This window comes from Hydrogenophaga sp. L99 (assembly GCF_058731905.1).
Genome location: NZ_CM178972.1, coordinates 1,923,487 through 1,935,785, shown reverse-complemented (window position 1 = coordinate 1,935,785; position 12,299 = coordinate 1,923,487). Strand labels below are relative to the sequence as shown.

At 65.2% G+C, this 12,299-nt stretch carries 8 protein-coding genes; 2 read left to right on the top strand and 6 right to left on the bottom strand.

The genetic code is table 11. The annotated features are described in order from the left end of the window. Positions 1 to 55: 55 nt before the first annotated feature. The gene (locus tag AC4QBL_RS09205; RefSeq protein ID WP_472899659.1) at positions 56 to 967 is read right to left on the bottom strand and encodes a lytic transglycosylase domain-containing protein; all 912 of its coding nucleotides are present in this window, start codon (positions 965 to 967) and stop codon (positions 56 to 58) included. A 682-nt stretch (positions 968 to 1,649) separates the two neighbouring features. Between AC4QBL_RS09205 and AC4QBL_RS09200 the strand changes: the two genes are divergently transcribed. Both AC4QBL_RS09200 and AC4QBL_RS09195 read left to right on the top strand, forming a co-directional pair. Then, positions 1,650 to 5,399 carry a DUF748 domain-containing protein gene (locus AC4QBL_RS09200; RefSeq protein WP_472907871.1) on the top strand — a complete coding sequence of 1,250 codons (3,750 nt, stop codon included), beginning with the start codon at positions 1,650 to 1,652 and terminating at the stop codon, positions 5,397 to 5,399. Positions 5,400 to 5,551: 152 nt separating this feature from the next. Continuing rightward, positions 5,552 to 8,320, top strand: a complete 2,769-nt coding sequence (locus tag AC4QBL_RS09195) for a DUF349 domain-containing protein (RefSeq protein WP_472907870.1) — start codon at positions 5,552 to 5,554, stop codon at positions 8,318 to 8,320. A gap of 137 nt (positions 8,321 to 8,457) precedes the next feature. On the opposite strand, the gene AC4QBL_RS09190 is transcribed toward AC4QBL_RS09195, so the two are convergent. From AC4QBL_RS09190 to AC4QBL_RS09170, 5 genes are all read right to left on the bottom strand, one after another. Then, positions 8,458 to 9,318 carry a M90 family metallopeptidase gene (locus tag AC4QBL_RS09190; protein WP_472907898.1) on the bottom strand — a complete coding sequence of 287 codons (861 nt, stop codon included), beginning with the start codon at positions 9,316 to 9,318 and terminating at the stop codon, positions 8,458 to 8,460. 32 nt (positions 9,319 to 9,350) lie between these two features. Next, a complete protein-coding gene (locus AC4QBL_RS09185) occupies positions 9,351 to 10,190 on the bottom strand; it encodes a UDP-2,3-diacylglucosamine diphosphatase (RefSeq protein WP_472907869.1) in 840 nt (279 codons plus the stop codon). Between the two features lie 42 nt (positions 10,191 to 10,232). After that, positions 10,233 to 10,739: a peptidylprolyl isomerase gene (locus AC4QBL_RS09180; RefSeq protein ID WP_472907868.1), complete on the bottom strand. Its 507-nt coding sequence runs from the start codon at positions 10,737 to 10,739 to the stop codon at positions 10,233 to 10,235. Positions 10,740 to 10,741: 2 nt separating this feature from the next. Continuing rightward, positions 10,742 to 11,464 carry a peptidylprolyl isomerase gene (locus AC4QBL_RS09175; RefSeq protein ID WP_472907867.1) on the bottom strand — a complete coding sequence of 241 codons (723 nt, stop codon included), beginning with the start codon at positions 11,462 to 11,464 and terminating at the stop codon, positions 10,742 to 10,744. Between the two features lie 160 nt (positions 11,465 to 11,624). Further along, positions 11,625 to 12,299, bottom strand: a complete 675-nt coding sequence (locus AC4QBL_RS09170; RefSeq protein ID WP_492131650.1) for a tetratricopeptide repeat protein — start codon at positions 12,297 to 12,299, stop codon at positions 11,625 to 11,627.

The window sequence follows — 12,299 nt, the reverse complement described above, 5'->3', positions numbered from 1 at the left end:
GCGCTGGGCTCGGGTAGCACTGGCCGGGGTTTTGGCGCGTGTGGCCAGCGGTGCGTCAGGACTTTGCGAGCGCCTCATCGGTCGGTGTGGTACCGATCGCTGGGGTGACTTCCGCTTCAAGCTCATCTTGTGGCGTGATGGGTTGAGCGGCGGGCTCCACCGGTGCGACCACAGGGATGGTCCGGGCCGGCGGCGTGTAGATTGGCATGGGCTTGCCCAGCGCCACGCTCTGAATGCGCAGGTGCTCGGCCATCACTTTGTTGATGTACCAGCTGCCGTCGGTGCTGACAGCGCCCACATAGAGGCGCAAGCCGCCCTCAACCGAACCTGCCCGTTTGATGCACTCTTGCAGCACCCGCACGCCAACCCGCAGATTCGACACGGGGTCGAACGCAGCCAGTTGGCCGCCGAAATCGTCGTATTTTTCGGTGTGTACGCGGGTCATGACCTGCATCAGACCTTGTGCGCCCACGGGGCTTTGGGCAAAGGGATTGAAGCGCGATTCAATGGCCATGACCGCGAGGATCAGGGTGGGATCGAGCCGGGCTTTTTGGCCGATTTCGAAGGCTTCAGCCACCAGCACGCTCAATGGCTCTGGGGCCACACGGTATTTGCGGCTGAGCCAGAAGGCCACATTGGCCTGCTCTTTGGGCAGCGCCTTGGGCTCGGCCGCAGTGACCCGGTCAATGGCGCTGGGTTCTGATGCGTAGACCATGGCGTCGGTGTCTGCCATCGCCACGGCTTCCTGGCGCTGTAGCAGCCAGCCCAGCAGATGCTGTTCGGCACTGGAGCGCAGGTCGGCCCGCATGCCCAGCACGATCAGGGCCACCGCCAAGGTGGTGCCCATCAGGGCAATACCGCTGTGGGTGATGTCAAAGAAACCCCGGGACACGTCGCCGAGGGTGGTTTTAAGGGCGGCCACGGCACCTGGGGTGCTCTTGTGTGGCGTTCGCGTTGGTGCGGTCATGTTGTCGGTCCTTTCTGCGCCGGCCTGGCTGTTCGAGTCAGGGCGGCTGGATTGGGTCGCCATCGATGGCGCGACCTTGTGGGTCTTGCGGTCGAATTAGCCTGTCTCGGCAGCGGTTCGGGTTTACCCTGAAGGGGCAAAGTGGCCGGATGTTATGGGCTTATTAATATCAAGTCAATGTTATGAAGTGGTTTCATAGAAACAAATGGATATATAGAAAGGTGCTTCCGGTCTTCGATTCGCACAACCGTAGCGTCAACGCCAGCGCCATCAAGGGCTGCAGGCGTCTGCAACACATGCGACCGCTTGTCGCCTAAAAACCACCTTTCAGGTCGGTTGGGCGCATTGCCGTGCGTCCGAATGGGACGTCAATGCGCGATTGAAATTCCCCATCGGCCTAGCCTGCGCGGCCTCTTGATGCGGAGGGTCAACGGGAGTAATCTTCGGTTGCGTGTCATCGCGACTCGCATTGGCTGGCACAAGGGCCCGTCCCGATGCCAGCCCCCAACGGGGGCAATCTCTTGCTCCCAGGTTGGAGAGACACCAATCTCTCTCCACCAAAACCGACGGCAAGAGCGTTTTGCCCGCCGTCAACCCCGGTGGCTCACGCTGCCGGGGTTTCTTTTTTCTCAGTCCACCCCTGGGGGTTTGGCCTTCACCGCAGTTCGGCGAAACTCGGCGCATGGAAAAAGAGCTCCCCGAGTCCCCCTCTTCATCAACGGCCTCGCGTGCTGTCTGGGTGCGCCGCCTGTGGCTCGGGCTGGGCGTGTTGTTGCTGGTTTGGTTGCTGGCCTGGCTGGCCATGCCGCCGATATTGAAATGGCAGCTGCAAAAGCAGGCCAGTGCCTTGCTGGGGCGCACCGTGTCAGTGGACCGTGTGGACTTTCGGCCATGGACGCTGGAACTGACACTTGAAGGCCTGCGCGTGGCCAGCACAGACGGCGCAGCCGAACAGCTGTCGGTGCACCGTATCTATATGGACGCGGAAGTGCAGTCCTTGCTGCGCTTGGCGCCTGTGGTGGACGCCCTGGTGCTGGAACAACCGCGCCTGGCGCTGCGGCATCTGGGTGAGGGCCGGTACGACGTCGACGACGTGTTGCAGCGGCTCACCCGGTCGAAGCCCGACGAACCGTCAGAGCCTGCGCGCTTTGCCCTTTTCAACATGGCTTTGACAGGCGGTGAGGTGGTGTTCAACGACGACAGTGTCGCGACCACCCACCGGCTCACCAACTTGGTTGTGAAACTGCCGTTTCTGAGCAACCTGTCTTCCCAGCGAGAGGTTCTGACCCAACCCGAGCTGGCCTTTGTGCTCAACGGCAATGCTTTTGACTCCCGAGCCGAAACCAAGCCGTTTGCCCCGTCCCGGGCCACACAGGCGAGCCTGACGCTGCCTGCGCTGGACTTGGCGCCTTACCTGCCGTACTGGCCGGCGCAGTGGCCCGTGAAACCTGAGGCCGGCATTTTGCAGCTGGCCCTCACGCTCGACTTTGAACAGGAAGCCGACGTGCCTCGGGTGGCACTGTCGGGTTCGGCATCGCTGTCGGGTTTTCGCGCTGTGCAACGCGGCGTGGGCGGTCAGGGCGCCGCGCAGCCGCTGCTGGCGTTTGAGCGGCTGGCTTTGGTGCTCAATCGGGTGGAGCCTTTGGCACGGCGTGCGGATGTGGCTTCGGTTGAATGGCTGGGGCCGCAGCTGTCGGTGGTGCGCGACGCGGCTGGGCGTATCAACCTGCGGCAGTTGGCTTCGGCATGGGGGGCGCTGCCCTCTGCTCAGCCTGAGTCTTCGCCTCCCGCCGCAGCGCCTTGGGACGTGCGCGTCGGGCGGGCGGTGCTGGAGCGGGGCACGCTGGCTTGGGCCGATGCCGCTGTGCGGCCCGCAGCGCAGATGGCGCTGGAGGATGTGCGCTGGACCGCCGAGAGCTTGCGCTGGCCGGTGCAGGCACACGTGCCTTTTCAGGCTTCTGCCCGTTTGGCTGCGACACCGCTGACCCTGCAGGGCCTTGCCACCGATGCATCGGCTCAGGTGCAGGTGACCGTGGGCGAGTTGCCGCTGAACCTGGCCGCACCTTACCTGGCCCCCGTGTTGCAGCCGACGCTGGGTGGGCGCGTGTCGGCCGATCTGGCGCTGGATTGGCAGGCCGCGCGTGGGGGCAAACCGATGGCCCTGGTGTTGCGCGCGCCAAAAATTCAAGGCGATGACCTCAGCCTGGGGCCGGCAAAGGCGCCTCAAGTGGGCGTGCGGCGCCTGTTGCTGGAGGGGTTGAACGTGGACCTGGTGGGCCGCTCTCTTGACGCGGCTTCGCTGGTGCTCACGCGACCCCAAGCGCAGGTCGAGCGGGGGTCTGACGGGCAGTGGATGGCCGAGCGGTGGTTGAAGTCCGGCAGCACAGCCGATTCCCGCGTTGCAGCCGGCACCGCAGCAGAGCAGCCCTGGAAGCTGGCGCTGGCCAGCCTGGCGGTGAACGACGGACTGGTCGGGTTTGAAGACCGCTTGCCCGAGCGGCCGGTGGCCCTGCAGTTTGCGGGGCTCAAACTGCAGGTGAAAAACCTGAAGCCTTTTGAGCGCACGCAAGCCGCCATGCCGGTGTCGTTGCAGCTGCGCATGGGCTTTGCACCAGGCGAGGCCACCGCTCAGGCCGACCCCGGGCGACTGGCGCTTAGCGGCTCCCTGCGTTTGCCGGGCGCAGGTCCCCAAGATGCGGGTCTGGCGTTGCGCGGCCAGGTCACCGCCGAGCGGCTGCCCGTGCACGCTCTCGAGCCCTATTTTGGCGACCGGCTGAACCTGGATCTGCTGCGCGCCGACACCAGTTACCGCGGCGCTTTGCAGCTGGGTTTGCCGCCGCAAGGCTTGTCGCTAGGTTTGGCGGGTGATGCCGCGCTGGAAGACTTTCGCGCCAACACGCTGTCGCCCAGTGAAGACCTGCTGGCCTGGAAAGCACTCAACTTGCGGGGCCTGAAGCTCGCCTTGGCACCCGGGCAAACCACGAGCCTGGTGGTGGGTGAAACCGTGCTGAGCGACTATTTCGCTCGCATCATCGTGGCCGAAGACGGCCGCATCAACTTGCAGGGCCTGGTGAAGGCCGATGCCGTTGAGGGTGCCGCAGCGCCGGGGCAAGGTGGGGCGGTCACCGCTTCTTCCGCCCAGGCTGTGACGTCAACCGTGGTCACAACGGCTGTTCAGCCCGCCGGCACAGTCGCCAGCTTGGACACCGCTGCGCCTGCTGGCGGTCCAGACATCCGGTTTGGTCCGGTGAGTCTGGTCAATGGCCGCGTGTTCTTCTCAGACCGGTTCATTCAACCCAATTACTCGGCCAACCTCACCGAGCTCACCGGCGGGCTGAGCGCGTTTGCCAACAATGTTGCTGTGCAAGGTGGCCCGCCGCCGCTGGCCGACCTGTCGCTGCGCGGGCGCGCTGAGGGCACGGCGGCGCTGGAAATCGACGGCAAGCTCAACCCGCTGGCCCAGCCCCTGGCGCTGGACATTGAGGGCCGCGTGCGCGATCTGGAATTGCCCCCGCTGTCGCCCTATGCGGTCAAGTACGCGGGCCATGGCATTGAGCGTGGCAAGCTCAGTGTGGACGTGGCCTACCGCGTGGCGCCGGATGGCCAGCTCAGCGCCAGCAACCAGGTGATTTTGAATCAGCTCAGTTTTGGCGACCGCGCACCCGACAGCGAAGCGCCGAACCTGCCCGTGAAGCTGGCGGTGGCGCTGCTGGCCGATCGCAATGGGGTGATTGACATCAACCTTCCCGTGAGTGGTTCGATCAACGACCCGCAGTTCCGGCTGGGCCCGATCGTGGTGCGCTTGGTGCTCAACCTCATCGGCAAAGCCATCACGTCGCCTTTTTCATTGCTGGCAGGGGCTTTGGGCGGCGGTGGAGACGAGATGAGCCAAGTGGTGTTCAGCCCTGGTAGCACCGAGTTGGCAGACGATGCGCGCCAGCGGCTGAACGCGGTGGCCAAGGCGCTGGCAGACCGCCCGGCGCTGCAACTGACGGTGGTGGGGCACAGCGACCTGGAAGCCGAACGCAGCGGCGTGCAGCGCGCCCGGCTGAACGAGCGCGTGCTGGCCGAAAAACGCCGTGTCCTGGCCCGTTCTGGCGGCTCACTCACGGGCACGCTGGTGGTCTCACCCGCTGAATACCCCGCGCTGCTCAAAGCGGTTTACCAGCGGGCCGACATCCCCAAGCCGCGCAACCTGGTGGGTATGGCCAAAGACATTCCGCAAGCCGACATGGAAGCCCTGTTGCTGGCTTCAACGGCCGTGAGCGCTGATGCCCTGCGCGAACTGGCCGTGGCGCGCGCGGTGGCGGTGAAGGACTACCTTGCCAGCCGCAACCTGCCCGAAGACCGCATGTTTCTGGGGGCGCCACAGCTCGCGCAGCAAGGCGACCGGTGGGTGCCGCAGGCCGAGCTCAAGCTGGCCGCGCGCTGACGTCTGGTGCATGTCCGCCACCGCGCGCCGGGCTGGCCAGACCGGGGCGTCTTGCCGTAGCATCGGGGCCGCGTCAACACCGGCGACAATACACACATGAGCCGCTCCGCTGGGGTGCGGCCCGCTGAATCTTCTGAAGTCCTTATTTATATATGTCGCTGTTCTCCCTGCGCAAGCCGTCGCCACAGTCCAACGCCCCCGAATCTGCCGTGAACACACCCGCTCAACCCAAAGCCGCTGCATCCCACCCGCTGGACGCCGTGACGGGTGGCGCCTTCACCGCACCCACATCGGGCGAGCGCGCAGCACGCATCCGCGAATGGCTGGCCACCGACCCTGCGCTGGAGCTCATGAACGAGGTGTTCAAAGAATTGTCCCACCGCGACCGCGGTGCGGCCAAGCCGTTGAAGGAAAAGCTCGACGAACTCAAGCGCCAGAAATCGCAAGAGCAGATCGGTGTGGAATGGGCGCAAAAAGCCCAGGCTTTGCTGGACCATTCCCGCCTGAACCTGGCCGATGCCCTGGCCTGGCAACGCGACGCTGCCCGCGCTGGCGCGCCGCTGTCCCGCGAGCCGCTGGCCTCCTTGAAGCAGGCCCTGGCTGAGCGCGTGAAGGCCATTGAAGACCTGCAGCACCGGGTACAGGTAGAGCGTGAAGCCGCTGTGCTGATCGCGCAGCGCATTGAAGTGTTGTCCACCAAGCCCTGGCGCGAAGCCCAGCACAGCACCGAAACCCTGCGCGGCGACGTGGCGCACTGGCAGCAGCAAGCCAGCGCCCTGATGCAAGACGCCCAGTGGCCCAGCGTGGAAGTGAAGTTTCCACCCATGCTGGAAGCATCGCGCAACCAGCTGCAGCTGGTGTGGGACGCTTTTGAGGCTGCCCTGGCCCAGACGGTGGCCGCCGACGCCAACCCGCAGGCGCCGCTGCCCGCCGTGCCCGTGTGGGCGGACGAACTGCGTGCTGCCCGCGGCATGGACGCTGCCGTGCCCGCTGAAAAAGCTGCACATGACTCGCAGGCCGCCCAAGAGAAGCGGGCCCGCGTGGCGGCCGATCTGGACAAGGCACTGACCGTGCTCGAACGCGAGTTGGCCGAAGGCCACGGCAAGGCCACACCCAAAGCGGCCGCCGATGTGCGCGCCGTGCTCAAGAGCCACGGCCGTTTGGTGAGCGCCGAGCAGGAAGCCCGTGCACACGCTGCGTTGTCGCAAGCGGGTGAGCTGGAAGGTTGGCAGCGCTGGCGTGCCGACCAGTTGCGTGAAGAGCTGGTGGCCAAGGCCGAGTCGTTGTTGCAAGCCCCGGAGGGCCAGCGCATGGGTGGGCGCAAGATGCAGGAAACCCTGCGCAGCCTGCGCGACCAATGGAAAACCACCGACCAGGGCGGTCAGCCCAACCACGCGCTGTGGAAACGGTTTGACGAAGCCTGCACCGAAGCCCACAAAGTGGTGGAAACATGGCTGGCCCAGGTGCGCCAGCAGGCCGATGCCCACAAGGCCCAGCGCCAGGCGATCATCGAAGAGCTAAAGGCCTGGACCGCAGCGCACGCCGAGAGCACCGACTGGAAAGCCCAAGTGCGTGAACTGCATGCTTTTTCCGAGCGCTGGCGCGAAGCCGGTCACTTGAGCGAAAAAGCCTTTGCCGACATCCAGCCCGTCTGGAAAGACGTGATGCACACCGCACATGCCCGCCTGGAGGCTGCTCAGGCCGAAAGCACGGCACGTCGCCGCGCCCTGATTGAGGAGGCCGCTGTGTTGGGTGCCGCGCCCATGTTGCGCATTGACGCCGTGAAAGCACTGCAGCAGCGCTGGCAGGCCGAAGCCCACGCGGTACCGCTGGAGCGCAAGCACGAGCAAAAGCTCTGGGAAGCCTTCCGCCAGCCGATTGACGATGCCTTTGCCCGCAAGAGCACCGAGCGCGAAAAAGCGTCGGCAGCGCTCAACGAACACGATCAGCGGGTGCTCGACGCCTCCCGTGCGCTGGAAGCGGCCAGTGCCAGCGGCGACGCGCAGCAGATCCGCTCGGCCATGGCCGAGCTGGAAGCCGCAATGGCCGGCCAGCCAGCAGCTGCAGCGCCTGCAGCCCAGCCTGCCGATGTGGTTGCCAAGCCCGAGGTGGCCGCTGCGGCCGAGCCTGCTGAGGTCGCTGTGCCGGCGCCTGAAACCGAATCCGATTCAAAGCCTGCTGCTGCGGAAGGCGCCGTTGAAGAACAAGTTGCCGAGCCTGTGGTGGCAGCAACGCCGGCTGCACCACCCAAAAAAGTGGTGGCCGTGCGCGGCGACGACCGCCCCGGCATGAAGAAAGCCGAGCCCGCTGGTCGCGATGGCCGCCGCAGCGACCGCCCAGGTGACCGTCGCGACGGCCCACCCGGCCGCCCCGATGCCCGCGGTGGCCGCGATGCGCGCGGTGCTGGGGCTGCACCCATGCGCGACCAGCGCGACTGGCGCGAAGAGCGCGAGCCGCGCGGCCCGCGCCTGGGCGACGCCGCTTTTCGCGCGCAGCGCCAGGCTATTGAAGCGGCGCAGGCCAGCTTGCGCAAGCTGGCCGCGCAGGCCCATGGCGAGGTGCTGACGCAGCTGATGGCGGCGTGGGAGCAGCGCGACGCTCAGCAATTGCCCACGGCGCAAGCACTGGGCCCGCGCCTGGCGCCCGCCATGCGCTCTGCTTGGGTGGCGGCGGTCTCCAAAGCCGCCGGTGCCTTGGCTGGCGAGACTTTGTTGCGCCTGGAAATGGCCGCCGAAGTGCCCACCCCGGCCGAACACCTGAGCGACCGACGCATGTTGCAGCTGCAGTTGCTGACGCGCCGCAACGCCGCCAGCCCCACCGAAACCTGGGCTGAGGACGTGGCCAAGGTGCTGGCCAGCCCGTTTGACGCGGCCGTGGCTCGCCGCTTGCAAAACGTTTTGAAGGCGCTGCTCAAGCGCTGATGCCCCAGCAAGCTCCGCTGGCTGCACGCCGTGTGGCCGCTGTCGGGGTGCGCGCGGTCGTTCGGCCGCTGCACAGCTTCTGTGCCGTACCGCGTTCAGGGGCTGCTGGGCTTGGCCTTTGCGGTCGTCCGTCTCGATCAGCGGCCCGGTGACTTGGGTCTGAAGAAGCCGTCGTACAGCGGTAGCAGCTCGTGGAACTCCTGGGCGAAGCGTTCGCGGTTGACGAAATAGGCCTCGCAGGTCACGGCAAAGAACTCGGCAGGGTCTTTGGCTGCGTAGTCATCCAGCCAGGGCCGCTCGCCACCAAATCGTTCGGCCATTGCCACCGCCTCGCGAAAGCGGTCGAACGCGTGTTGCATGGTGCTGCGCCAGTGTTCGCGCGCTTCGGTGGGGTTTTGCATGCCCAAAAAGCCTTGTGGCAAGGGCGGTGCCCCGTCCGGGCTGTCGCCGGGGCGCATGCGGTGCATGTCCATTTTGTGGACGAACTCGTGGATCACCACGTTGCTGCCGCCGGGCGCTGCATGAGCGGCTTGAGCCACCTCTTGCCAGCTGAGCATGATGGGGCCGCGGTCCATGGCTTCGCCTGCGAGCACTTCGCGGTAGCGGTGCACCACGCCGCTCCCGTCGGTGATTTCACGCTGGGCCACGGCGGCGCCTGGCTGCACCACAATGCCCACAAAATCGCCATACCAGTCCAGTGCTTTCAAGCGGTCTGGGTCTGGCCCAAGGCTGCCCACGCCACCCATGTGCAGCAGGGGCAAGCAGGCCTGGGCGGCTATGGCGAGTGCCATGGCGTCGGTAATGTTCAGGCCGTTTGCGCCGTGAAATTCCTTTTCCATCAAAAAGTGCGCAGAGAGTTGGCGCAAATGCCGTTGCTCGGCCGGGTTGAGTGCGGCCAGAAACGGGTGGTGTGTCAAGGTGCTGCGCCACAGGGGCTCCGGCACGGGGGGTGGGCTTCGCAGCCGCCGCGGTAGCCAGCGCTGGACGAAGGCGGGCAAAAAGGCGGTCAGCTGTTGCGCTGGCATGGGTGCTAGCGGGCCGGTGCCCGCGGTGTGCGGTGCAGGCCTTGGGCATCCAGCCGCAACACCTCGGCTCGCGGCGGTTGTGCGTTCAGGTCCCAATCGCTCAGCACCACACGCTGCTGCCCATCGCCCAGGTCGTGTTGCGCGGGGCGGTGGGTGTGGCCGTGAATCAGCGTGGTGCAGCCGCTGCGTTGCAACCAGGCGCATGCGGCGGGTGTGTCGACGTCGGCCCAAAGGGCAGGGTCGCCTGCGGTGCCGGCTTTGCGGGCCTCGCTTTGCTGCCGCAGCTTGCGTGCGATCGCTTCGCGTTCAGCCAGCGGTTTGTCCAGAAAGCCGTGTTGCCATGCTGGTTGGCGCACCATGGCTCGAAACTGCATGTAGTCCGTGTCGTCGAGACACAGCGCGTCGCCATGGCTGAGCAACCAGCGCTGTTTCTGGAAGACAAGCACCGTGGGGTCGGAAAGGCCATGCATGCCACAGGCGCTGAGGGCTCCCGGTCCGAACAGGAAGTCGCGGTTGCCGTGCATGAAGAACACCGGCGTGTGCTGGCTGTAGGCCCGCAGTGTGGCGGCACAGTCGCGCCAGAAGCGGTGGTCCTCCGCGTCAACGTGATGACCCACCGCGGCAGTGGCCTGCAACACGTCGTCGCCCACCCACACCTCAAACAGGTCACCCAGGATGAAGAGGGCGTCTGCCCGCTGGCTATCCTGCGCCTGCAGCAGTTGCTGCCACGCGTCAAAGGTGGCGAGGTCACCCGCTTGCAGGTGCAGGTCTGAAATGAAATCGACCGCCCGCCAGTGCGCCGGGGCGTGCCATTCGGCAAAAGGGGCGGTGTGGGGTTCGTCCATAGAAAAAGGGGGCTGTGAGCCCCCTCTGGTGTCCGTCAGTCTTCAGATGGCGACCGCTTTTTCGATCACAACGTCTTCTTTGGGCACGTCGTCATGAAAACCTTTGCGGCCGGTGGCCACGCCTTCAATTTTCTTCACGATGTCGGCACCCGACACGACCTTGCCGAACACAGCGTAGCCCCAGCCCTGGGCGCTGGGCGCGGTGTGGTTCAGGAAACCGTTGTTCGACACGTTGATGAAGAACTGGGCGGTGGCCGAGTGGGGATCGCTGGTGCGGGCCATGGCCACGGTGTACTGGTCGTTCTTCAGGCCGTTGTTGGCCTCGTTGTTGATGGGTGCGTCGCTGGGCTTCTGGTTCATGCCGGGCTCGAAGCCGCCGCCTTGCACCATGAAGCCGGGGATAACACGGTGGAACACGGTGTTGTTGTAGTGGCCTTTGTTCACATAGGACAGGAAGTTGGCGGTCGACAAAGGGGCTTTGTCGGCATCGAGTTCCAGGGTGACGACGCCAAAGTTGGCAATGTGCAGTTCGACTTGGGGGTTGGCCATGGTCATTTCTCCAGAGTGGCTTTGAGGATGGTGATGGGGGTTTTGGGCACGTCGGTCGGAAACGGACCGCCCGCACCGGTGGGGGTTTCTTTGATCTTGTTCACGACGTCCATGCCGGCCACAACCTTGCCGAACACGGTGTAGCCATACAGTTCGCCAGCCGCCAGCAGGTTGGCGCGGGCCACGTTTTCGTAGACCCGACCGCGGTATTCAAAACGGGGCACCGGGTCGCCCGGCGGAATGGGGGTCGGGTCCAGGAAGGCGTTGTCTTTCACGTTGATGAAAAACTGGGACGAAGCCGAATGGGGGTCGTTCGTGCGCGCCATGGCGACAGTGCCCACCACATTGCGTGGGCCGCCACGCTCCAGGGCGGCCTGGCCTTCGTGGGCAACGGGCGCGCGGGTGGGCTTTTGCTGGTAGGCGGCGTCAAAGCCACCGCCTTGGACCATGAAGTTGCTGATCACCCTGTGAAATACCGTGCCGTCGTAGTGCTTGTCGCGCACGTACTGCAGAAAGTTGTCGACCGTTTTGGGGGCTTTGTCGGGATACAGCTCCAGCACGATGTCGCCCATGGAGGTGGTGAGGCGAACTTTGGGTGCGGCGTTGGGGACGTTGCTCTGTGCCGATGCAATAGGCGGCGCCAATGCCATCGCCAAGGAGGCAGAGGCCAGCAGCACACCGAACGCGGGGCGCATCCAGCGCAGGGAAAATCTCTTCCGATCCATCAGGGCGTTCCTTCAAAAAACAGTTTCACCGGCCTTGCTCGCTCAGCCGGCATGGAAGGTGGTTGATGCTGCAGGTACCGTTACAGGCGACGGTGGCCAAGGGTCGAAACAACCGGTTGCAAGTGTCACGCCCTGCCTTGATCTTGATCTCCTGCCCACATTAGCGGTTCACGGCCACAGGCGTGGTCACGGGTTTGACCGAGGTGAGGGGACCAGGGCTGAGGACCACAGCGCCACTCACGGGACGCAGGCTCTGGGTCTCGGCGGTGAACAGACTGCGAACCAGCACAAGTTTACGTCCCGCAGTGGCGTTGCCCGGTTCGATCTGCAATGCCCTGCTGTAAGACTGGCTGGCCAGCTTGGCGTAGACATCGCCCAGATTTTCATGGGCGATGGCGTAGTTCGGGTGGGTGCGAATGGCCATTTCCAGCGCTGCACGGGCCTGGTCAAACTGGCTCTGGCTGGCGTAGAGCACGGCTAGGTTGTTGTAGGGCTCAGGCAGCTCCGGGAAGTCCTCGGTCAGGCCATTGAATGTGAGGATCGCCTCGGCAGGCTTGCCGCTTTCGGTTTGGATCACACCTTTGAGAAAGCGCATTTGGGGATCGCGGGGTTTGGCGGTCAAGTAAGCATCGGCTCTGGCGAGGGCCTCATTGAACTGGCCGGCACGCACCAGGCGGCCCACATCGGCGTACTCGTCTGTCTGGGCCCAGGCCAGCGGGCTCACCAAGGCCACCCACACGGCCGCCAGCAGGGTCAGAAGCCCGTGCCTCATGACCAGGCTGTTGCGGCCCATGTGGCCTGGCGAGGCGAAGTGAAGCGTCATAGGTTGGGGCAT